Origin of the sequence: Thalassococcus sp. S3 (genome assembly GCF_004216475.1) — a bacterium.
Lineage (GTDB): Bacteria > Pseudomonadota > Alphaproteobacteria > Rhodobacterales > Rhodobacteraceae.
The window spans coordinates 1,575,380-1,595,886 of the sequence record NZ_CP022303.1; the positions used below are offsets into that span (position 1 = coordinate 1,575,380).

Annotated in this window: 19 protein-coding genes and 1 tRNA gene; 10 read left to right on the plus strand and 10 right to left on the minus strand. The window is 64.2% G+C overall.

Annotated elements, in window-relative coordinates; all coding sequences use genetic code 11:
• Positions 1 to 96: 96 nt before the first annotated feature.
• On the plus strand, positions 97 to 882 hold the full coding sequence (locus CFI11_RS07875; protein ID WP_130404736.1) for an inositol monophosphatase family protein: 786 nt from the start codon (positions 97 to 99) through the stop codon (positions 880 to 882).
• A 75-nt stretch (positions 883 to 957) separates the two neighbouring features.
• On the opposite strand, the gene CFI11_RS07880 is transcribed toward CFI11_RS07875, so the two are convergent.
• Genes CFI11_RS07880 through putA form a run of 3 tightly spaced genes read right to left on the minus strand, consistent with a single transcriptional unit; the run spans position 958 to position 5,526 of the window.
• Entirely contained in the window at positions 958 to 1,326 is a 369-nt protein-coding gene (locus CFI11_RS07880; RefSeq protein ID WP_130404738.1) for a GFA family protein, read from the minus strand.
• Positions 1,323 to 2,066 (minus strand): rhomboid family intramembrane serine protease, encoded by a 744-nt coding sequence (locus CFI11_RS07885; RefSeq protein ID WP_130404740.1) that lies wholly within the window; start codon positions 2,064 to 2,066, stop codon positions 1,323 to 1,325. The genes CFI11_RS07880 and CFI11_RS07885 overlap by 4 nt, the downstream gene beginning before the upstream one ends.
• Before the next feature lie 46 nt (positions 2,067 to 2,112).
• The gene (putA, locus tag CFI11_RS07890) at positions 2,113 to 5,526 is read right to left on the minus strand and encodes a bifunctional proline dehydrogenase/L-glutamate gamma-semialdehyde dehydrogenase PutA (RefSeq protein ID WP_130404742.1); all 3,414 of its coding nucleotides are present in this window, start codon (positions 5,524 to 5,526) and stop codon (positions 2,113 to 2,115) included.
• Positions 5,527 to 5,633: 107 nt separating this feature from the next.
• Between putA and CFI11_RS07895 the strand changes: the two genes are divergently transcribed.
• From CFI11_RS07895 to CFI11_RS07905, 3 genes are all read left to right on the plus strand, one after another.
• On the plus strand, positions 5,634 to 6,110 hold the full coding sequence (locus tag CFI11_RS07895) for an Lrp/AsnC family transcriptional regulator (protein ID WP_130404744.1): 477 nt from the start codon (positions 5,634 to 5,636) through the stop codon (positions 6,108 to 6,110).
• A gap of 32 nt (positions 6,111 to 6,142) precedes the next feature.
• Positions 6,143 to 6,700, plus strand: coding sequence for a tetratricopeptide repeat protein (locus tag CFI11_RS07900; RefSeq protein WP_130409957.1), 558 nt, complete (start codon positions 6,143 to 6,145; stop codon positions 6,698 to 6,700).
• A 45-nt stretch (positions 6,701 to 6,745) separates the two neighbouring features.
• Positions 6,746 to 6,829, plus strand: a tRNA-Leu gene (locus tag CFI11_RS07905).
• Positions 6,830 to 6,958: 129 nt separating this feature from the next.
• On the opposite strand, the gene metG is transcribed toward CFI11_RS07905, so the two are convergent.
• From metG to CFI11_RS07920, 3 genes are all read right to left on the minus strand, one after another.
• On the minus strand, positions 6,959 to 8,668 hold the full coding sequence (metG, locus tag CFI11_RS07910) for a methionine--tRNA ligase (RefSeq protein ID WP_130404746.1): 1,710 nt from the start codon (positions 8,666 to 8,668) through the stop codon (positions 6,959 to 6,961).
• 57 nt (positions 8,669 to 8,725) lie between these two features.
• Positions 8,726 to 9,952 carry an MFS transporter gene (locus tag CFI11_RS07915; RefSeq protein WP_130404748.1) on the minus strand — a complete coding sequence of 409 codons (1,227 nt, stop codon included), beginning with the start codon at positions 9,950 to 9,952 and terminating at the stop codon, positions 8,726 to 8,728.
• Between the two features lie 75 nt (positions 9,953 to 10,027).
• A complete protein-coding gene (locus tag CFI11_RS07920) occupies positions 10,028 to 10,609 on the minus strand; it encodes a YceI family protein (RefSeq protein WP_130404750.1) in 582 nt (193 codons plus the stop codon).
• Between the two features lie 184 nt (positions 10,610 to 10,793).
• On the opposite strand from CFI11_RS07920, the gene CFI11_RS07925 reads away from it, so the two are divergent.
• Positions 10,794 to 11,837 carry an aldo/keto reductase gene (locus CFI11_RS07925; RefSeq protein ID WP_130404752.1) on the plus strand — a complete coding sequence of 348 codons (1,044 nt, stop codon included), beginning with the start codon at positions 10,794 to 10,796 and terminating at the stop codon, positions 11,835 to 11,837.
• Here CFI11_RS07925 and CFI11_RS07930 read toward each other — a convergent pair.
• Entirely contained in the window at positions 11,831 to 12,772 is a 942-nt protein-coding gene (locus CFI11_RS07930; RefSeq protein ID WP_130404754.1) for a GlxA family transcriptional regulator, read from the minus strand. The two genes, CFI11_RS07925 and CFI11_RS07930, sit on opposite strands and share 7 nt — an antisense overlap.
• Positions 12,773 to 12,849: 77 nt before the next feature.
• Here CFI11_RS07930 and CFI11_RS07935 point away from each other — a divergent pair, with 77 nt between their 5' ends.
• Positions 12,850 to 13,761: a 3-keto-5-aminohexanoate cleavage protein gene (locus CFI11_RS07935; protein ID WP_130404756.1), complete on the plus strand. Its 912-nt coding sequence runs from the start codon at positions 12,850 to 12,852 to the stop codon at positions 13,759 to 13,761.
• Positions 13,762 to 14,031: 270 nt separating this feature from the next.
• Entirely contained in the window at positions 14,032 to 15,492 is a 1,461-nt protein-coding gene (locus CFI11_RS07940) for a carnitine 3-dehydrogenase (RefSeq protein WP_130404758.1), read from the plus strand.
• Positions 15,493 to 15,713: 221 nt separating this feature from the next.
• Here the strand turns inward: CFI11_RS07940 and CFI11_RS07945 are convergent, their stop codons facing one another.
• Positions 15,714 to 16,604 (minus strand): helix-turn-helix domain-containing protein, encoded by an 891-nt coding sequence (locus tag CFI11_RS07945; protein WP_130404760.1) that lies wholly within the window; start codon positions 16,602 to 16,604, stop codon positions 15,714 to 15,716.
• 107 nt (positions 16,605 to 16,711) lie between these two features.
• On the opposite strand from CFI11_RS07945, the gene CFI11_RS07950 reads away from it, so the two are divergent.
• Together CFI11_RS07950 and CFI11_RS07955 are read left to right on the plus strand one after the other, a co-directional pair.
• Positions 16,712 to 17,629 (plus strand): fatty acid desaturase, encoded by a 918-nt coding sequence (locus CFI11_RS07950; RefSeq protein ID WP_254449044.1) that lies wholly within the window; start codon positions 16,712 to 16,714, stop codon positions 17,627 to 17,629.
• Positions 17,630 to 17,668: 39 nt separating this feature from the next.
• Complete coding sequence (locus CFI11_RS07955) at positions 17,669 to 18,571, plus strand: DMT family transporter (RefSeq protein WP_130404762.1); 903 nt, start codon at positions 17,669 to 17,671, stop codon at positions 18,569 to 18,571.
• 124 nt (positions 18,572 to 18,695) lie between these two features.
• Here CFI11_RS07955 and CFI11_RS07960 read toward each other — a convergent pair whose 3' ends face one another.
• Together CFI11_RS07960 and CFI11_RS07965 are read right to left on the minus strand one after the other, a co-directional pair.
• Positions 18,696 to 19,397 carry an NUDIX hydrolase gene (locus tag CFI11_RS07960; protein WP_130404764.1) on the minus strand — a complete coding sequence of 234 codons (702 nt, stop codon included), beginning with the start codon at positions 19,395 to 19,397 and terminating at the stop codon, positions 18,696 to 18,698.
• 30 nt (positions 19,398 to 19,427) lie between these two features.
• Positions 19,428 to 19,841 (minus strand): DUF983 domain-containing protein, encoded by a 414-nt coding sequence (locus CFI11_RS07965; RefSeq protein WP_130404766.1) that lies wholly within the window; start codon positions 19,839 to 19,841, stop codon positions 19,428 to 19,430.
• 199 nt (positions 19,842 to 20,040) lie between these two features.
• On the opposite strand from CFI11_RS07965, the gene CFI11_RS07970 reads away from it, so the two are divergent.
• A complete protein-coding gene (locus tag CFI11_RS07970; RefSeq protein ID WP_165390215.1) occupies positions 20,041 to 20,502 on the plus strand; it encodes an EF-hand domain-containing protein in 462 nt (153 codons plus the stop codon).
• Positions 20,503 to 20,507 lie beyond the last annotated feature (5 nt).

The window sequence follows — 20,507 nt, forward strand, 5'->3', positions numbered from 1 at the left end:
CTCCTTCCTTGACGCTAGGTCCGCCGTCCGGGACTTGGCAAGAAAGAAGCCAAGGTGTAGGTGCGCGCGCAGGATTGCAGAGATGGAGTGACCCCGATGGTCGGCAGTGCGAATCTGAACATCATGCTGAAAGCGGCCCGCAAGGCGGGGCGGTCGCTGGTGAAGGATTTCCGGGAGGTGGAGAACCTGCAGGTGTCGATGAAGGCGGCGGGCGATTTCGTCTCGAAAGCCGATATCGCGGCAGAGGCGATCCTGAAGGATGAATTGCTGGGCGCCCGCCCGACCTATGGCTGGCTGGCCGAGGAAGAGGGAGAGACCCCTGGTCAGGACCCGACGCGGCGCTGGATCGTGGATCCGCTGGACGGGACGACGAATTTCCTGCACGGGCTGCCGCATTGGGCGATCTCGATCGGGCTGGAGCACAAGGGGCAGATCGTGGCGGGTGTCGTCTATGACGCGGCCAAGGACGAGATGTTCTTTGCCGAAAAGGGGGCAGGCGCGTGGATGAACGATCAGCGTCTGCGGGTGTCTAACCGGGGCAAGATGATCGAGAGCGTGTTTGCGACGGGCATTCCGTTCGCGGGTAAGGGAGACCTACCGGCGACGCTGCAGGACCTGGCAAGGCTGATGCCGGTCGCGTCGGGCGTGAGGCGCTGGGGATCGGCGGCGCTGGACATGGCTTATGTCGCGGCGGGCCGCTACGAGGGCTATTGGGAGCGGCAGTTGAGCGCCTGGGATCTGGCGGCGGGCATCGTCATCGTGAAGGAGGCGGGCGGTCTGGTGCAGGCGGTCGAGCCGGGAGAGGACGTGCTGGAGAGCGGATCGGTTCTGTGCGCGAACGAGACGATTTTCGATGGCTTCGCCAAGGTGATCCGGGGATAGGTCCCGTTGCGGCGGCGGGAGCCTCCGGCGGGAGTTTATCTGGCAAGATGAAGAGGGAGCGGAGCGCTCTTCGGGCTAGCGGTCGGACGGGTGATTGACGCCGTCGTCCCAGTGCAGCGGCTCATAGGCGCTGGGATCGACGCCTTCGATGGCGCCGAGATTGATGCCGGTCTCGGAGGGGTTGGAGCGGCGCTGATGGTGGGTGTAGATGCCACAGATCCTGCAGAAGTAATGCTGCGCGGTCCCGGTGCCCCAGCTATAGAGCGTGAGGTGATCGGCCCCCTGAAGGATACGCACACTGTCGGACCGGGCGGTGACATTGGCCGCTTGCCGGCGTTTGCAGAACGAGCAGGTGCAGCGCGCGGCAGAGGAGAGAGGAGCGCTGAGCGTCGCCTCGATCACCACGGCGCCGCAATGGCAGGAGGCACGTATCGTGTCGGTCATTTGCGCGGGATCCTCGGGATGCGGCTGGAGCTGAGCGTGTAGCGCGCCTCGGGGTGCGGTGGGGTGCCGTGGGTGCGGTTCCAGAAGCGCGGGCCACCCAGGCGCAGCCAGAGGGGGACGGTCAGGGCAAGGCCCACGAGAAAGCCACCGGCATGGGCCCAGTAGGCGACGCCGCCCAGGTCCGGGTCGGACCCGATGCCACCGATGAATTGCATGGCAAACCACACGGCGAGCATGATCCAGGCGGGGATCGGGAAGATCTTGAAGAAGACGATCAGGATCAGAAGGATATCGACCCGCGCCTTGGGAAAGAGCAGAAGATAGCCGCCCATCACCCCGGCGATGGCGCCGGAGGCACCGACGGTGGGCACGGTGGAGCCGGGCGCGGAGAGGACATGGATCAGCCCCGCGCCGAGACCGGCGGCGAGATAGAAGAGCAGAAACCGGGTATGGCCCATCTCGTCTTCGAGATTGTCGCCGAAGATCCAGAGAAACAGCATGTTGCCGGCCAGATGCATGAAGCCGCCATGCAGGAACATCGATGTCACCATCGTCATGAACCCGTCGCCGCTGGTGATGCGCATCGGGATGATCGCCCAGTCGAAGAAGAGGGCGTTCAAGGCACGGGGATCGCCTAAAAGGCTCATGTAGCTCAGGAACACCGCGATATTGACGGCCATGAGCGTATAGGTGACGTAAGGCGTCCGTCCGGACGGATTGTGATCGCGGATGGGTATCATGGTGGCAGGCTGTGCATGGCGGACGCGCCGGGGTCAAGCCCGGCGCTTAACTTGCCGCCCCCAGAAGGGCCGCGTTTCCACCCGCTGCGGTGGTGTCCACGCAGACATGACGCTCGGTCCGGACATGTCCGATATCGGGCTGTCCGGGGATCAGGGGAAGGATCGGCCCGGGGCGCCGGGAGAGCGCGATTTCATAGGAGCGGGCGGTGTCGGCATCCCCCCACCACAGGACACCGGAGATCGCCGGCATGTCCAGAAGCGCGTCGGGGGCGATATGCCCGTCAGAGACGATGGCCTGGCCGCCCAGAGCATGGACCGCCGCAGCCTGCGCGGCCGCCGATGCCGAACCGGGCCCCAGGCAAAGGAGGGGGCCGCCGGGGAGCGTGGTCAGACGGTTCGATTCGCCTGTGGGCCCGGGCAGCGATGACGTTTCCGCGGCAGGGTCGGGACCGGTGGGTCCGGGCAGGGCGGAGGCGTCCTGCATCCAGCCCTCTGCCGTGTGCTGACGGTCGGGGGCCTTGAAGCGGCTCAGGTAATGCGGCCCGCCCGCCTTGGGCCCGGTGCCGGAAAGCCCCTCGCCCCCGAAGGGCTGAGAGCCCACGACCGCCCCGATCTGGTTGCGATTGACATAGATATTGCCCGCGCGCACCCGGTCGGAGACATACTGAACCCGGTCATCTATGCGCGTGTGAAGGCCGAAGGTGAGCCCGTAGCCGCTGGCATTGACGGCATCGATCACCGCGTCGAGCGCATCGGCCCTGAAGCGGGCCAGGTGAAGAACGGGACCGAAGATTTCCCGGTCGAGATCCGAGATGCCGGAGATCGAAATGAGGGCAGGCGCGATGAAGGTGCCATCGGGCGGGGCGTCGCAGGCATGAAGCAGACGCCCCTCTTTCCGGGCGGATGCGATATGGCCGGCGATGATCGTCTGCGCGTCGCGGTCGATCACGGGGCCGATATCGGTGCTGAGCGACCAGGGGTCGCCGACCCTGAGTTCACGCATGGCGCCGATCAGCATGGCCGTCAGGTCATCGGCGATGTCGTCCTGAACATAGAGACAGCGCAAGGCGGAGCATCGCTGACCGGCGGATTGGAACGCGCTTTCCACGATGCTTTGCACGGCCTGTTCGGGCAGCGCGGTGCTGTCGACGATCATGGCGTTGAGCCCGCCGGTCTCGGCAATGAGAGGAGCGCCGGGCTGCAGGTTGGAGGCCATCCCCGCCCGGATTTTAAGCGCCGTTTCGGTGGAGCCGGTAAATGCCACCCCGCAGATACGCGGATCTTGGGTGAGGGCCGCGCCGACCGTTCCGTCCCCGGGCAAAAGCTGCAGGGCGGAGGGCGGCACACCGGCTTCGTGGAGGAGGCGCACGGCCCGGTCGGCGATCAGGGGGGTCTGTTCTGCAGGTTTGGCCAGCACCGCGTTCCCGTTGGCGAGCGCGGCGGCGATCTGCCCGGTGAAGATCGCCAGAGGGAAGTTCCAGGGCGAGATGCAGGTGAAGATCCCGGCGGGCGATCCGGCCTCTGCCTGTGCCGCGTAATAGCGCAGGAAGTCGACGGCCTCCCGCAGTTCGGCCACGCAATCGGGCAATGTCTTGCCGGCCTCGCGGGCCAGAAGCGCGAAAAGCGCGCCGTGATTGGCCTCGTAGAGGTCCGCGGCACGGGCGAGGATCGCCCGCCTGTCGTCCAAAGGCGCCGACCAGGGGGATGCGGCGCCGATTGCGGCGGCGATATCCGCGCGGCTTGCCCAACGGACGGTGCCGGGCTGATCGGAGGGACGGGCCGGGTTTTGCACGGGCACGGCGGCTTCGGGATCGGCGGGTCCGGCCAGGAGCGGCGTGGCCGCCCATGCCGAGCCGGAGAAGGGCGCGCGGGCGTCCTCCAGCGCCGAGAGGGTGGGGGCATGGGAGAGGTCAAACCCACGCGAATTCGGGCGCTCGGGCTGAAAGAGGTCGGCGCCGGTGCGCAGCGCTACGGCCTGACCAAGCGCGGCAAAGGGGTCGGCGGCGACCTCTTCGGGCGGAACGGAGGTGTCGACGATCTGATTGACGAAAGAGCTGTTGGCGCCGTTTTCCAGAAGGCGCCGGACGAGATAGGCCAGAAGATCGCGGTGCGCCCCGACCGGCGCGTAGATGCGGCAGCTTGTATTCTCACCCGTCTTGACGAGGTCATGAAGCGCTTCGCCCATGCCGTGCAAGCGCTGGAATTCAAAGACGCGCGTGTCGCTTGCCATATGCAGGATCGCGGCCACCGTGTGGGCGTTGTGGGTGGCGAATTGGGGATAGATCCGGTCGGTCATGCCAAGCAGTTTGCGGGCATTCGCGATATAGGAGACATCGGTTGCCGCCTTTGAGGTAAACACGGGAAAGGCGGCCATCCCGGCGACGTGGGCGCGTTTGATTTCGGTGTCCCAGTAAGCGCCTTTGACAAGCCGCACCATGATCCGACGGTCATGGGTTCGGGCCAGATCATAAAGGGTGTCGATGACACGCCCCGCACGCGGCCCATAGGCCTGAACGACAATGCCGAAGCCGTCCCAGCCGGCCAGGGCGGGTTCGGCGAGAACCAGTTCGATGATATCGAGAGAGAGGGAAAGGCGGTCGGCCTCCTCTGCATCGATGTTCAGCCCCATGCCGGCGGATTTGGCAAGAAGCGCCAGAGAGCGCAGGCGCGGCACAAGCTCTTCAAGGACCCGGTCACGCTGTGCCACTTCATAGCGGGGATGGAGGGCGGAGAGCTTGACCGAAATCCCGGGATTGGCGCGGATATCGTCGGACCCACAGGATTGGGCGATGGCGGAGATGGCGCGGGAATAGCTGAGATGATAGCGCTTGGCATCGGCGTCGGTGCGCGCGGCCTCGCCCAGCATGTCATAGCTATAAGTATAGCCCTTGTCCTCCATGCCGGCTGCACGGCGCATGGCGGATGTGATGTCTTCGCCCAACACGAACTGGCGCCCCATTTCCTTCATCGCGCGCCCGACGGCGGTTCGGATCACGGGTTCGCCCACCCGTTTGACGGCGCTGCGCAGGGCATGGGCCGGACCGGGAGCGTTTTCGTCGAGAACCTTGCCTGTCAGCATCAGCGCCCAGGTCGAGGCGTTGACGAGAACGGAGGAGGACTGGCCCAGATGCTTGCCCCAGTCCGAGGGCGCGATCTTATCCTCGATCAGGGCGTCGATCGTATCGGCATCGGGCACCCGCAACAAAGCCTCGGCCAGGCACATCAGTGCCACGCCCTCATCGGTGCTGAGACCGTATTCGGCCAGAAACACCTCCATCAGTCCGGGATGGGCGGAGGTGCGGATCTGCCGGACCAGCTGCGCTGCGCGCGCGCAGATGGCGTCGCGGTCCGTTGCGGACAGGCTGGCATCGGCGACGAGCGTGTCGATCATGGCCGTCTGGTCGGTATATGTGAGCGCGTCGATGTGAGAGGAAAGGGGATGGGGAATGTCACGTGCCATATTGGCCTCCGGGCTGCCATATGGACAATATAGGGGCTTCGGTCTGGGCTTTTGGGCTGAAATCGTATGAACTGTAGGCGAATCGCCTAAATTGAAGGGGATCCGCAGTGTCATTTGAGCATCCTGATCTCGACGCCTTTGATTGGCGCATTCTGACGGTGCTGGCTGCCGATGGCCGGATCAGCCTGACGGATCTGGCGCGCGATATCGGGTTGACCAAGACGCCGACACAGGCCCGGCTGAAGCGGCTGGAGGCCAACGGGTTCATCGCCGGGTATCACGCAAGGATCGATCCGATCCGATTGGGCCTGGATCATGTGGCCTTTGTCGAGGTTCGGCTTGATGACACGCGAGAGGCCGCCCTGCGCGCGTTCAACGAGGCGGTCGGGCGGTTGCCGCAGATCGAAGAGGTTCACATGATCGCGGGCAACTTTGACTATCTGATGAAGGTACGCACCCGGAGCATGACCGAATACCGCACTGTTTTGGCCGAGAAAATCTCAACGCTGCCCCATGTTGCCAGCACGTCGACCTATGTGGCGATGCAGTCGGTCAAGGACGGGGGCGCACAGGAATTAACTTGACGGACCGGCAGATCGCACAACGTTCGATCGGTATGAAGCATTTCGTATTGATATGTGCGCTCGTTGCGGGGCCGGCTCTGGCGGAGACGTGCCCGGATGCTCCGGATCATGATGCAGCGTTGCAGGCGTTGATCGGTGCCGCGCGTATGGCACCGGATCAGGGCGCGGCGCAGGCCTTGTCACAGAAAATGTGGGCGATCTGGACAGATGCACCGGATGAGCAGGCGCAAGCGATGCTGGATCGCGGCATGTCCAAGCGGTCGAGTTATGATTTCCTTGGCGCGATCCAGGATTTTGACAGACTAGTCGCATATTGCCCGAACTACGCGGAAGGCTACAACCAGCGCGCCTTTGTCAATTACCTGCGTCACGACTTTGCCGGGGCGCTCGAGGATCTCGATCGGGCCATTGCGCTTTCTCCCAACCATGTGGCGGCGCTCTCTGGACGGGCGCTGACGCTCTTGGGGTTGGACCGTCTGGAGGAGGCCCGCGCGGCGCTGACTTATGCGCTGACGCTCAACCCCTGGCTCTCCGAGCGCAGCCTGATCGCCGAGGGTGGTCCATTGGCGCCTGTGGGTGAAGATATCTGAAAGCCGCTTTACACGCCGCCAGCGCAAGGTATGGTCCGCGCCGTTGCCCGCGTGGTGGAATGGTAGACACAGGGGACTTAAAATCCCCAGGCTTAGGCCGTGCCGGTTCGAGTCCGGCCGCGGGTACCAGGCGCCGGAAAACGCGACGTTTTCCGGCCGGATTTTGCCTCAAAATCCGGCTCTTTTTGGGAAAGGCGGCTCAGACTTAGCGTTCGGAAAACGTCACGTTTTCCGCGCAGATTTTGTGTCAAAATCTGCCTACCCCCGGATGCCGGAGAACCGTGCCTGCCAATCCTCTTGCGCCTCATCCGTGATCTTGGCAAAGAGCACATCGGGCACCGCAAACCCGTGTCCGCCGGGCAGCGCGGACAACGCCGCGGGCACGTCGTCGGGCCAGGTCGCGTCGCTTGCATTCATCGCGGTCAGCATCCGGGCGCTTGCGTCAGGGATAAAAGGAGCGCTGAGGACCGCGTAAAGGCGGATCAGGTTCAAGCCCAGGCGCACCTGAGCGGCCGCTTTCGCGGGATAGCTCTTGTAAGTCGTCCAGGGGGCGGTGTTCTGCAGATATTCGTTCCCGGCCACCCAGATCGCGCGCAGCTCGGTGGCGGATTTGCGGATTTCCATGGCATCCATATGTGCCTCGTACGCCCGGATGCGGGTTGTGAGCGCATCGATAAGCGCGGCCTCGTCCGGCCCGTACGTGCCGTCCTCGGGGACGGCCTCGCTAAATTTCGAGCGGCAGAACTTTGTGATACGGCTGACGAAATTGCCCAGAACGTCCGCAAGATCCTTGTTCACGGAGACCTGGAAGTTCTCCCAGGTGAATTCGCTATCCGAATTTTCGGGCGCATGGCTCAGAAGCCACCAGCGCCAGTAATCGGCGGGCAGAATCTCCAGCGCCTGGTCCATGAAGATGCCACGCCCCTGCGAGGTCGAGAACTGGCCGCCATCATAATTCAGGTAATTGAAGGATTTCAGGTGATCGACCATCTTCCAGGGCTCGCCCGAGCCCAGGATCGTGGCCGGGAAGCTGAGCGTGTGAAAGGGCACGTTATCCTTGCCCATGAACTGGGTGTAGCGCACATCGTCCGCGCCCTTGTCGGTGCGCCACCAGCGTTCCCAGTCACCGCCTGTCGCCTCGGCCCATTCGCTGGCGCAGGCGATGTATTCGATGGGCGCGTCGAACCAGACATAAAAGACCTTCTCCTCCATGCCGGGCCAGTCGTCGTCGCCGCGTTTGACCGGAATGCCCCAATCGAGATCGCGGGTGATGCCGCGATCTTTCAGCCCGTCGCCGTCATGGAGCCACTTCTTGGCGATGGAGGTCGTCAGGACCGGCCAGTCGGTCTTGCTGTCGATCCAGGCGTCGAGATCGTCTTTCAGGGCGGATTGGCGCAGATAGAGATGTTTGGTCTCGCGCACTTCGAGATCGGTGGAGCCGGAGATGGCCGAGCGTGGGTCGATCAAGTCGGTCGGCTCAAGCTGGATGGTGCAATTCTCGCATTGATCGCCGCGCGCCTTGTCATAGCCGCAATTGGGGCAGGTCCCTTCGATATACCGGTCAGGCAGGAAGCGTCCGTCGGCATTGGAATAGACCTGCTTTTCGGACACTTCGCGGATCAGCCCGGCCTCAGCCAGCTTTCCTGCGAAATGTTGGGTCAGCGCGTGGTTCTGGGGCGAAGAGGAGCGACCGAAATGATCGAAGCTGAGGCGGAAGCCCTTGGCCAATTCGGACTGGATGGCATGCATCTCGGCGCAATATTCGGCCACGGGTTTGCCTGCCTTGGCGGCGGCCAGCTCGGCCGGTGTGCCATGCTCGTCGGTGGCACAGAGAAACAGAACCTCGTGGCCGCGCGCGCGGTTGTAGCGGGCATAGAGATCGGCGGGAAGCTGGGAGCCGACCAGATTGCCCAGATGCTTGATCCCGTTGATATACGGGATCGCCGAAGTGATGAGATGTCGTGCCATTTGGGGCGCCCCTCGTGATTTGGCGCTGCTTTACCGCAAGTCCCGCGCGGAGGCCAGTCAGTCGCGCCGGTCGCGGCTGCGGCCCAGAAGCCGTCCGATGGTGAACGAGGTGCGCGGCGCATAGACATAAGGCGTCCGGTCTTCGCTGGTGGGCCGGGCCCGCATCCGCGCAAGGCCGAAGATCACCAGCACCGCATGGGCCACGGCGATCATCGCAAAGAGCGCGAAGGGTCCGAAGAGAGAGATCAGGAGCGAGGCCAGATAAGGCGCTGCAATGGCGCCTAGAGCGAAGAAGAACATCAGAGCTGCGGAAAGCTCGATCCGCTCATGGCTCTCGGCGAAGTCATGGGCATGGGCGGCGGAGACGGAATAGATCGGGAAGGTGGTGAGCCCGAAGAGCCCGGCGCTGAGAAAGATCGCGGTGATGCCAAGGCCCTGCGTGCCGATGGTGACGCCGGAGCTGGCGATGGCGGCGAGAGACAGCCAGATCAGAACCCACCGCCGGTCATAGCGGTCGGCCAGCCAACCGACGGGATATTGCGCGAGCGCGCCGCCCAGCACGAAGGCAGCAAGGAACCAGGCGATCTGATCGACGCTCAGCCCGACCTCTTGCCCGTAGAGCGGCCCGACCATACGGAAGGCCGCGCCCGAGAGTGCCGCTACGATCACGCCTGCCGCGGCAAGGGGTGACCGGCTGAGCGCAAGACGCGGGCGCAGGCGGGGCGCCTCGGGCGTCTCAGGTGCCTTTGCAGTGGTCAGGGTGAGCGGCAGAAGGGCGGCACAGCAGAGGATCGCAAGAAGGTTGTAGGAGACGTAGCTGGCCGGTTCCAGAACGGCGATCATCAGCTGGGCCACCAGAGAGCCGCTCAGATCGACGATCCGGTAGGCCCCCATCGTGCGCCCCCGGCTTTCGTTGGTCACTTTGGCCTGAAGCCAGGATTCGATAACCGTGTAACACCCCGCGACACAGAGGCCCGAAGCCACCCGCATCGCGGCCCAGGCATAGGGGTCGACCACCAGCATATGCGCCAGAAGGCCAATCGCGCCTGCGGCCGTGAACGCGGCGAAGGCGCGGTTGTGCCCGACGCTGCCCATCAGCCGCGGCGCCCACCAGCAGCCGATGAAGAAGCCCAGAAAATGCGCAGAGCCCAGAAGGCCGATCTGGCCGGCGGTGAAATCGAGCGCCAGCCCCGACAGAGCGTCCAGAGGGCCGACACCGCCGGACGAAAGCTGCAACAGGAAGACGGAGAGAAAGAGGGCGGCGAAGGAAATCAGAAGGCGCATGGCCTGACGCACCATGACAGCGCGGCGTGGAAAGGCTAGCGGAAATTCGACCAGGAGGGGTCGTTTTTCGCGGCCTCAGACAGCGCGGATCGCGGCGTTGATGTCGAGGGTGACGGTGTCGGCGACCAGATTGGGAAATCCGGACGCGCCAAAGGCGCTGCGGCTGAGGGCGCCGCGCAGGCGGATGGTCAGCGCGCGCAGATCGTCGGGCGCGCTGCCGGGAAGGCGGAAAAGATCGGCTTGCAAAGTGAGAGGCCGTGTCACACCGCGCACGGTCACGCGGCCCGTGACGGTCGCGCCGCCCGAGAGCCGCCCGTCCTGGGCCAGCCGGATGCTGGTGGAGACAAAGCGCACCTCGGGATGGTTGGCCGCGTCGAGGACAGAGGCGCCCTTGAGCGCGTCGGTTGCGAAGAAAAGCGCGGTCCAGGCCTGCGCGACGCTGACGCTGACATCGACCTGGGCAGAGGCGAGATTGTCGGGGTCGATCAGCAGATCGGCCCGGCTGACGGGCATCGTACCGCGCTGCGCTACGCCGTTCAGGATATAGGTAAAGCCCACCGTGGACGCCTGAGGGTCGAGCCGATAGCGGGTGGGAGCGGCCTGTGCCAAAGCGGGAAATGCGGTGAGACCGGCAAGAAATAGGCGTCGTGTCAGCATGGCGGCGGTCCGGAAAGCGATAAACGATATCCGAGAGTATAGCGTTCTTTGGACGGCGCCCCATGCACGCAGGTTCACGTTTTTCTGTTCACATGAGAATGAATGGATCCGACATGCCGGTTTGATGTTGCCTCCCACGCGGGGGCCGCTAGGGTCTGCCGGGCTGCAAGAAAGGACCTCTCCCATGAAAATGAACCCGCTGGGCCGCACCGGCCTGATGGTGTCCGAGCTGTGCCTGGGCTCGATGACCTGGGGCACGCAGAATTCCGAAGCCGAAGGTCACGCGCAGATCGACCGGTCCCTGGAGGCCGGTATCAATTTCATCGACACCGCCGAGATGTATCCGGTCAATCCAATCAGCGCCGAGACCGTGGGCCGGACGGAGGAGATCATCGGCACCTGGCATGCCAAAAGCGGGCGGCGGGGGGCGTACATCCTGGCGACGAAGCATTCGGGCGAAGGCATGAAACATGTGCGCGACGGGACGCCGATTTCAGCCAAGACCATCCCGCAAACCGTTGAGGGATCACTGAAAAGGCTGCAGACGGATTACATTGATCTGTACCAGTTTCACTGGCCCAATCGCGGCAGCTACATGTTTCGGAAGAACTGGACCTATGACCCGTCGGATCAGAACCCGGCGGAGGTTCTGGACAACATGGCGGAGTGTCTGCAGGCGCTGCAACGCGAGGTGGACCGGGGCACGATCCGGCATTTCGGCCTGTCCAACGAAAGCGCCTGGGGCACGGCGCAGTGGTTGCGGATTGCAGAGGCCAATGACTGGCCGAGGGTGGCGTCGATCCAGAACGAGTATTCTCTGCTCTGTCGCCATTACGATACGGATCTGGCAGAGCTCAGCGCGCATGAGGATGTGGGGCTGCTGTCCTTCTCGCCTCTGGCAACGGGTTTGCTGACGGGCAAGTATCAGGACGGGGCGGTGCCCGACGGATCACGCATGTCTCTGAACGAAGAGCTGGGCGGACGCATCACGCCACGCGTTTTCCCGGCGGTGGATGCCTATCTGCAGATCGCCGAGCGACACGGGATTGACCCGGTGCATCTGGCCTTGGCCTGGTGTCGGACGCGACCGTTCATGGCCTCGGCGATTTTTGGGGCGACGAAGATGGAGCAGCTGGATCGCGCGCTGTCATCGGTCGAGGTGACCCTGAGCGAGGAGGTCCTCGACGAGATCGATACAGCCCATCGCGCCCATCCGATGCCTTACTGAGCCTTGCGCAGCGCCCGCGCGGACGTGCCGAACGCCGCGCGGAAAGCTCGCGCGAAGCTGGCCTGAGAGCCAAAGCCGGTGGCCAAGGCGATGTCAAAGAGCGGGCGGTCGGTCTGGAGGACCTGACGGTGCGCCTCGGCCAGCCGCAGGGCCAGGTAATGGGCGTGCGGTGTGGTGCCCAGACGGGCGCGGAACTGTTGTTCCAAAAGGCGCGGGCCAACGCCGAGGCGTGCGCAGAGCTGCGGGATTTTAATCGGGGTTTCAATCGCTTGCTCCATGATCTTCGCGGCACGCGCGGTGAGGGGCGAATGACGTGCATCGCCGCTGCGGCTTTGCGGGCGGGCCGGAGCGGAGGGGGTGTCGTGAATGAAGACAGCGGCCACCTTGGCGGCGAGATCGGGACTGATCCGGCGCGCGATGAGGTCGAGCATCATGTCGATGGCGGGCATCGCCCCGCCAGAGGTGAGCCGCGCATCGTCGATGCGGTAGCGGTCGGGCACGGTGTCGATATCGGGGAAGGTGGCGGCAAAGCGGTCGAGATCTTCCCAATGGGTGGTCGCGGCATGACCGTCGAGCAGCCCGGCGCGCGCCAGGATCCAGGGGCCGCCGTCGATGCCCCCCATCGCGGCCCCGTTGGCAGCGATCCGGCGCAGGCTGGCCAGCAAGGCGGGCGTAGCGTGACGGTCGAGATCGAACCCGGCAAGCACAAGGCAGAGATCACATGAAGTAAAACTGGTAATAGCCCTGCCTGGAACGACAATTCCGCTTGTTAGTGTGGCGGGTGCTCCGACAGCGGTGAGATATTGCCAATCGAAAACGGGATGCGCAGAGAGCCGGTTGGCGGCCCGCATCGGGTCCACGGCAGAGGCGAAGGTGAGCGTGTTGCAGGCGTCGAGAACCAACAGGGCAACACGGATGGTTTTTTCGGATTTCATCAACTTTGGACCGTAATGCGCAAAGTCATGCCTGCCAAGACAGGTCATGTTCGGATCGCTGACAGAGGGAGAACGTCATGCCGCTTGCGATGAACAGAGAGGTTTTTATCACCTGCGCGGTGACCGGTTCGGGCAGTACGCAGGACCGCAGCCCGCACGTGCCGCGCTCGCCCAAGCAGATCGCCGACAGCGCCATCGCGGCGGCCAAGGCGGGGGCGGCCGTGGTGCATTGCCATGTGCGGGACCCGGAGACGGGCGTGCCGTCACGCGACCTGAGGCTCTACCGCGAGGTGACCGACCGTATCCGAGAGGCGGAGGTCGACGTCGTGCTGAACCTGACAGCGGGCATGGGGGGTGACATCGTCTTTGGGGGAACGGAAACGCCACTGCCGACGGTGGAGGGCACGGACATGGTGGGTGCCAGCGAAAGGGTGGCCCATGTGGCGGAGTGCCTGCCGGAGATCTGCACGCTCGATTGCGGAACGATGAACTTTGCCGAAGCGGACTACGTGATGACGAACACGCCCGGAATGCTGCAGGCGATGGCGCGGATGATGACGGATCTGGGCGTGAAGCCAGAGATCGAAGCGTTCGATACCGGGCATCTGTGGTATGCCAAGCAATTGGTCGAGGACGGCGTTCTAGACGCGCCCGCGCTGGTGCAGCTTTGCATGGGGGTGCCCTGGGGCGCGCCGGACGATCTGAATACGTTCATGGCAATGGTGAACAACGTGCCGAAGGACTGGACGTTTTCGGCCTTTTCGTTGGGGCGCAACCAGATGGCCTATGTCGCGGCGGCGGTGCTGGCGGGTGGACATGTGCGCGTGGGGTTGGAGGACAACCTGTGGCTCGAAAAGGGCGTGCTGGCAGAGAACTGGCAGCTTGTGGAGCGGGCCGCAGGGATCATCGAGCGGATGGGCGCAAGGGTGATCGGTCCGGCGGAGGTCCGGGAGAAGCTGGGTTTGGTAAAGCGCGCGCCGGTGGCGTAGGATTGGTGGGCTCCCGAGGAATCGAACCTCTCGCGGTCACCACCCCACCTTTTGCCGCCGCGGATTTACAGTCCACTGTGGGGGAGAGAGCCCGGGTGTCTTACAGCGCAGGTTTTGGAAAAGGGGCGTGTAGGACAAAACACAGCACGCCGGGATCCGGCGTGAGGAAAACTTCAATAATAGAAGCTGATATGTCGGGCCATCTTGCTCATAAGCAGCCGCTTAGATCGGCTGGAGAACGATGTCAACGAAGAACGTGAGGAATGGGTCATGAAGGCAGCGGCAATCATTGGAGGCGGTGTGATCGGCGGCGGCTGGGCGGCGCGGTTTCTGCTGAACGGCTGGAACGTGAGGGTCTTCGATCCCGATCCGGAGGCGGAGCGCAAGATCGCGGAGGTGCTGGAGAATGCACGCCGATCCCTGCCGGGATTGAGCGAGGTGGCGTTGCCGGACGAGGGGACCTTGAGTTTTCACGATCGCGTGGCGGAGGCCGTGGACGGCGCGGCATGGGTGCAGGAGAGTGTGCCGGAGCGGCTGGAGATCAAGCACCGGGTGCTGGCGGAGATCCAACAGGCTTGTGCGTCGGAGGCGGTGGTGGGCTCATCGACCTCGGGCTTCAAGCCGAGTGAGTTGCAAGCGGGGGCCGCGCGGCCGGAACAGATCATGGTCACGCATCCCTTCAACCCGGTCTATCTGCTGCCGCTGGTGGAGCTGGTGACGACGGAGGCGAACGGTGCGGGCCGCGTGGCAGAGGCCCGCGGGATCCTGACGGGGCTGGGGATGTATCCGCTGCATCTGAAACGCGAGATCGAAGCCCATGTGGCGGACCGGTTTCTGGAGGCGGTCTGGAGAGAGGCGCTTTGGCTGGTCAAGGACGGGGTCGCAACGACCGAGGAGATCGACGAGGCGATCCGCATGGGGTTCGGGCTGCGCTGGGCGCAGATGGGGCTTTTCGAGACCTACCGCGTGGCGGGCGGCGAGGCGGGGATGCGGCATTTCATGGCGCAGTTCGGCCCGGCGCTGAAATGGCCCTGGACGAAGCTGATGGATGTGCCGGAGTTTGACGACGCGCTGGTCGATCTGATCGCGGGGCAGTCGGATGCGCAATCGGGGCATCTGTCGATCCGGGAGCTTGAGCGGGCGCGCGACAACAATCTGGTTGCCATGATGCGCGCGCTGAAGGGGCAGGATTGGGGCGCGGGCGCGGTGCTGAATGCACAGGACCGGCGCCTTGCGGGGGAGAGGTCGCTGGATGCCGCCGGAGATCTGGCCCAGCCCATCGTGACGCTGGACCGGGCCGTGCCGCTCGACTGGACGGATTACAATGGACATATGACGGAGGCGCGGTATCTGGACGCCTTTGCCCAGGCGACGGACCGGTTCATGGAACTGATCGGCTGTGACAAGGCCTATATCGCGAAGGGCGGCAGCTATTTTACGGCAGAGACGCATATCCGGCATCTGGATGAGGTCCATGCAGGCGCACGCATCGAGGTGCGCACGCAGATGTTGTTGGGAGAGGGCAAGAAGCTGCATCTCTTTCACGAAATGCGGGAGGGGGAGCGCGTTCTGGCAACGGGGGAGCATTTCCTGCTGCATGTGAGCCTGGAAACGCGGCGCCCCTCTGCGCCGTCCTTTGAGATCGAAGCGGCGATGGCCCGGATTGCCAAAGCGCAAGCGGGTCTGGCCTATCCCGAAGGCGCCGGACGGGCGATCCGCGCGCCCGGGTGAAGGGCTGCTATTAAAAGGAGCGCCTGCGGCGCATTCGATGTTTTATTGGGCCCGGCTTCAGGGCTCACCAAAACAGAAAGACCCGTCTGTTTCAGACCCACCCCATGCCCGAGCCTTGGCCTGCCAGCCCCCACACGCGCCCGCAAGACAAATCACCGTCTCCCCGCCGGGGCGGGGCCCCTCGGAGATTTGTCTTGCGCGCGGCGCCGGGCTGTCCGGTCTCAAGCGAGGGGCGGCTCCGAAACAGAAGGGTCTGTCAGTGCGGTGCGGTAGGCGTGCAGGTGGTCGGGCAGGTCGCGCGCGGTGAAGCGCGCCTCGCGCACGAGCGTGTCGAAATGGGTGGTGAAGGTTTCGATCCGGTCGCGATCTCGGAAGGCGAGATAATGTCCACCGGCATAGAACACGCAGAGCAGAGGGCCGAAGATCGTCACCGGCGCGGAATAGAGCCGCTGGGCATCGAAGAGATAGATGCGCAGGCGGGGATAGAGTTGATCGGCCAAGGTCAGGAAGCGGTCGATCTGGTCGAGGCGGGTCTGCAGGGGCAGCCCCTCGTAATAGCCGGTGCCGTGGGCGAAGCAGTCGAGCTCATAGAGTGGCATGCAGATTTCGTAATCGGATTGGGTCGAACGCATCCAGTTCAGCCGATCCTCGGACGCGTTGATCGCCTGGCGCGCGGTCCGGCCGAGATGGGGGCTGTATTCCCATTCGAGCATGGCCCGGGTCTTGAGCATATCGGGAAGGGCGGCGGGGACATGGCGGATCTTGTAGCCTGCGGCCTCGCGATGCCATTCATAGATCCGCTCGTCGACCAGGGCGCGGGGCGCCTCGGTCAGGGTGAGGGCGTTTGACATGAGGTCGGCCGCACTTTCGGGCCGGTCGGAGAGCGACAGCAGCCAGTCCGCCGATACGCCCAGCGCCTGCGCACAGGCGCCCACCACATGCGCGTTCGGCAGCCGCGCATCGGTTCCCTTGAGCAATTGCGAGATGGTTGAGCGGTCGACACCAACGGCGCGCGCGAGGGCCGATTGGTTCAAATGCGCCTCTTGCATGGCGCGGCTTAAACGTTGCGTGAATCGTTCCGCGCGAACACGTTTGTCGATTTTATCCAGCATGTTGAGAAATATATCACGTTTGCTGACTTTTGTTTACTGAATTCCGAATGGTCACATTTGCGTGTCTGTGGCTCACTCCATGCGGGGATCATGCATCTGGAGGCTTTATGACGACACGCGCAAGCGCGGCGGCGAACGATCGCGCGATGAGGATCGAATGGGTGACATTGGGATTGATCACGGCGACCTACGCCGGATGGGCAGGGGCCCTGTGGCTGTTACCGGTCTGGCTGGCGGTCCCGGCTCTGATCGGGCTGATTGCACTGCACGCATCGCTGACCCACGAAGTGCTGCACGGGCATCCGTTTCGCAGCAAATGGGGCAACGAGGCGCTGATGCAATTGCCGCTGAACCTGGCCATCCCCTATGAGCGGTTTCGCGATCTGCACCTGGCGCATCACCGCAACGAGAACCTGACCGATCCCTACGACGATCCGGAAACGAACTATCTGGACCCGGCGGTTTGGGCGGCGATGCCACGCTGGAAGCAACGGTTGTTTGCGCTGAACAACACCCTCATGGGGCGGATCCTGTTGGGTCCGGCCATCGGGCAGGCGGTGTTCATGGCCGATGAATGGCGTCTGATCCGTTCCGGGGACCATGCGGTGATCCGCGCCTGGGCGCTGCATCTGGCGGGGGCTGCGGTGGTTCTGGCGCTGGTCGGGGCGGCGGGGATGCCGATCTGGTCGTATCTGATCGCGGCCTATGGCGGGCTGGGTCTGTTGCGCATCCGGACCTTTCTGGAGCATCAGGCCCACGAGAAGGTGCGCGGGCGCACGGTGATCATCGAGGATCGCGGGCCTTTGGCGTTTCTCTTTCTGAACAACAACTTGCACGTGGTGCATCACATGCACCCCAAGGTGGCGTGGTACCGCCTGCCCACGCTCTACCGGGCCAACAAGGACCGGTATCTGGCGCGCAATGACGGGTATTTCTTTGCCTCCTACGCGGAGGTGTTTCGCCGCTATCTTTGGCGGGCCAAGGACCCGGTGCCGCATCCGATCTGGCGCCCCCGCGCACGCTGAGGACTGGTCAAGGCGGCGGATCGGGGGCATAGGGGCGGCATGAGCCTCTGGATCCCGGTCACGCTGGCGGCGGCGGTCTTTCAGACCATCCGCTTTATGCTGCAAAAACACCTGAGCACCGCGCAGCTGAGTGCTGCGGGCGCGACATTCGCGCGGTTCGCCTATGCGGCGCCGTTAGTGCTGGTGTCCCTGGCGGTCTACCTTGGCGCGACGGGGCAGGCGCTGCCCCCGCTGCCGCCGGCTTTCTGGGCTTATGCGGCGGTGGGCGGTGTGGCACAGGTGGTGGCGACGTTCTGCGTGGTGCTTTTGTTCAAGCAGCGCAACTTTGCGGTGGGGATCACGTTCAAGAAGACCGAGGTGATCCTGGCCGTGCTGGTGGGGATTGTGGTCCTGGGCGAAGGCGTGAGCCTGGCGGGCTTCGGAGCGATCCTGCTGGGGCTGGCGGGGGTGCTTTTGCTGTCGAAGACACCGGCGGTCAGCCAAAGCTGGTGGCGCGACCTGACGAACCGGGCGACGGGCCTGGGCCTCGCCTCTGGGCTCTTTTTCGCGGTGTCGGGGGTGACCTACCGGGGGGCAACGCTGCAATTGGCGCTGGAGGATCCGGTGGCAAGGGCCGGTGTGACGCTGGCTGTCGTCGTGTGCTGGCAGGTTCTGATCATGAGCGTGTGGCTGGCCCTGAGGGAGCCCGGAGAGATCACGGCGGTCTGGCGCGCAAGGCGGGTGGCGGTATGGATGGGCGCGATGAGCATGGGCGGGTCGCTCTGCTGGTTCATCGCCTTTGCCTTGCAGACGGCGGCTTATGTGAAGGCGTTGGGGCAGGTCGAACTGATCCTGAGCCTGATGGCCTCGGTCTTTGTCTTCCGGGAGAAGATCACGCCACGGGAAGTGGCGGGAATGGGATTGCTGGGCGCGAGCATCGTGGGGCTGGTGCTGGTTCTCTAGAGCGGGTTTTCGGTTCATTGAGGACAGCGCCCTCCCTGGGCGCGGTCGTGCGCTGCCGGGTGGTTCCCACCGGTCGATGGTGTTCCATCCGCGTGCCAAGACCGGGCAAGCTGTCGGATCAGGTTCAATCCGCTTCTGGCATGGGGTGGCCGCGCAGGCGCAGAAAGAGGCTCGCCTCGTCGTTGTTCTTGAAATAGGGCACGCTGGCGGGCGGATTGGGATCGCTCAGGCGGCCCGCGACTTCCGCCAAAACAACCTCGGTTATGAAGGGCAGATCGAAGCGGCGCGCCTCGGTGAGGGGGATCCATTGCAGGTGCGACAGCTCGTCGGAGGCGTGCGTGAAGTCGTCGAGATCGCCCTGGATCTCTTCGGCATCCACCAGGAAGAAACGGGCATCGAAGCGGCGCGGACGGCCCGGCGGGGTGAGGGCGCGAAAGACGAATTGCAGAGGGGCCGCAGCGGGCACATGGCCCGTGGCCGCGAAGCTCTGCCAGTCGGCGGGCACCGTGCCCGACCATGTGCCAGGGCGACCGAGGATGAGGCCCGTCTCTTCCCACAATTCACGGATGGCGGCGGCGGCAAGCGCGGTCTGAAGACCCGCCTCGGCATCGTCGTCCAGACGCGTAAAGCAGGGTTGTGGCAGGGGGGCGGCCAGCGGAACGGCGCGGTCGGCGGCATCGACGGCGCCGCCGGGAAAGACAAACTTGTTGGGCATGAAGGCCGCCTTGGCCCCGCGCTGGCCCATCAGGATGGCCGGCGTGCTGCCCCGGTCGCGCAGGACGATCACGGTGGATGCGTTGCGGATCGCGGATTTGTCGATGCTCATGTCTGCCCCCCTCCTTTAGCGGGGCAGGCCTCAGGTCGGTTTGCCGAACCCGTGCATCTGGCGCGCCCATTGGAAGGCGACGACGACCCCTTTCAGTCTGGGCAAAAGGTAAAGCGAGAGCGCGACACAGCCAACCGCAAAGATCGTAAAGAGGGTCAGCGGGTCGGGGCGCCATTTGACAAAGGCCACGTGAAGCAGCGGCGCCATCAGGTGACCGACGATCAGGATCGTCAGATAGGCCGGGCCGTCATCGGCCTTTTGCGGGGTGAAATCCTCACGACAGACCGAGCAGTTGTCGGCAACCTTCAGATAGCTTTTCAGAAGCGGGCCATTGCCGCAATTGGGGCAGCGCCGACGCCATCCCTTCCGCAGCGCGGGCCAGAGGGGCCTTGTGTCGGACGTGTCGGATTTTTCGGATATCGCCGTCACTTGATCTGCTGTCATAGTGGATCCCTCGCTGGGCCTAAGGGTGAACCCGAGCGCGTTGATGCGAAAGGGGCCAAGGTGTCCTTGCGGCGCGATGTCGCAAAACACGGTTCGCGAGCCGCCCTCTCTTTTTTCGACGGAATGCGGGCAGGCTGGCGTTGGACTGCCATCAAGACCGCGGCGGAGCGGGCTTGACCGACAACAAAAGGAAGAGACTATGAAACGAGCAATTCTGATGTCGTGCCTGATCGCGGGCGGTCTGAGTCTGGGTGCCGGTATCGCGCTGGCCAAGGGGCCTGCGGGCGGGCCAGGGCTGGAACCGATCCAGTTCGAGCAGTTGGACACCGATCAAAGCGGCGAGATCACGCGCGAGGAAATGCAGAATGTCGCCCGGCTGCGCTTTGAGGCGGCGGACGCAAACGGCGACGGGATGCTGTCGCTTGAGGAACTGCAGGCTCAGGCGCGCACGCGGGCGGATGAGCGGGCGTCGCGCATGATGGACCGCATGGACGCGAATTCCGACGGCCAGCTGGCCATGGAAGAGATGCGCCCGCCGCGTGGCGAGGGGCGCATGTTCGGTCGCATTGATGCCGACGGCAGCGGCGGTATCTCACAGGAGGAATTCGCCACCGCCCAGGAGCGGATGCGCGACCGCGATCAGAAACGCCGCGCCAACTAAGCGAA

Coding starts and splice junctions, on each gene's coding strand:
- CFI11_RS07875 (WP_130404736.1), top strand. CDS start 97: ATGGTCGGCAGTGCGAATCTGAACATCATGCTGAAAGCGGCCCGCAAG.
- CFI11_RS07880 (WP_130404738.1), bottom strand. CDS start 1,326: ATGACCGACACGATACGTGCCTCCTGCCATTGCGGCGCCGTGGTGATC.
- CFI11_RS07885 (WP_130404740.1), bottom strand. CDS start 2,066: ATGATACCCATCCGCGATCACAATCCGTCCGGACGGACGCCTTACGTC.
- putA (WP_130404742.1), bottom strand. CDS start 5,526: ATGGCACGTGACATTCCCCATCCCCTTTCCTCTCACATCGACGCGCTC.
- CFI11_RS07900 (WP_130409957.1), top strand. CDS start 6,143: ATGAAGCATTTCGTATTGATATGTGCGCTCGTTGCGGGGCCGGCTCTG.
- metG (WP_130404746.1), bottom strand. CDS start 8,668: ATGGCACGACATCTCATCACTTCGGCGATCCCGTATATCAACGGGATC.
- CFI11_RS07915 (WP_130404748.1), bottom strand. CDS start 9,952: ATGCGCCTTCTGATTTCCTTCGCCGCCCTCTTTCTCTCCGTCTTCCTG.
- CFI11_RS07920 (WP_130404750.1), bottom strand. CDS start 10,609: ATGCTGACACGACGCCTATTTCTTGCCGGTCTCACCGCATTTCCCGCT.
- CFI11_RS07925 (WP_130404752.1), top strand. CDS start 10,794: ATGAAAATGAACCCGCTGGGCCGCACCGGCCTGATGGTGTCCGAGCTG.
- CFI11_RS07930 (WP_130404754.1), bottom strand. CDS start 12,772: ATGAAATCCGAAAAAACCATCCGTGTTGCCCTGTTGGTTCTCGACGCC.
- CFI11_RS07935 (WP_130404756.1), top strand. CDS start 12,850: ATGCCGCTTGCGATGAACAGAGAGGTTTTTATCACCTGCGCGGTGACC.
- CFI11_RS07940 (WP_130404758.1), top strand. CDS start 14,032: ATGAAGGCAGCGGCAATCATTGGAGGCGGTGTGATCGGCGGCGGCTGG.
- CFI11_RS07945 (WP_130404760.1), bottom strand. CDS start 16,604: ATGCTGGATAAAATCGACAAACGTGTTCGCGCGGAACGATTCACGCAA.
- CFI11_RS07950 (WP_254449044.1), top strand. CDS start 16,712: ATGACGACACGCGCAAGCGCGGCGGCGAACGATCGCGCGATGAGGATC.
- CFI11_RS07955 (WP_130404762.1), top strand. CDS start 17,669: ATGAGCCTCTGGATCCCGGTCACGCTGGCGGCGGCGGTCTTTCAGACC.
- CFI11_RS07960 (WP_130404764.1), bottom strand. CDS start 19,397: ATGAGCATCGACAAATCCGCGATCCGCAACGCATCCACCGTGATCGTC.
- CFI11_RS07965 (WP_130404766.1), bottom strand. CDS start 19,841: ATGACAGCAGATCAAGTGACGGCGATATCCGAAAAATCCGACACGTCC.
- CFI11_RS07970 (WP_165390215.1), top strand. CDS start 20,041: ATGAAACGAGCAATTCTGATGTCGTGCCTGATCGCGGGCGGTCTGAGT.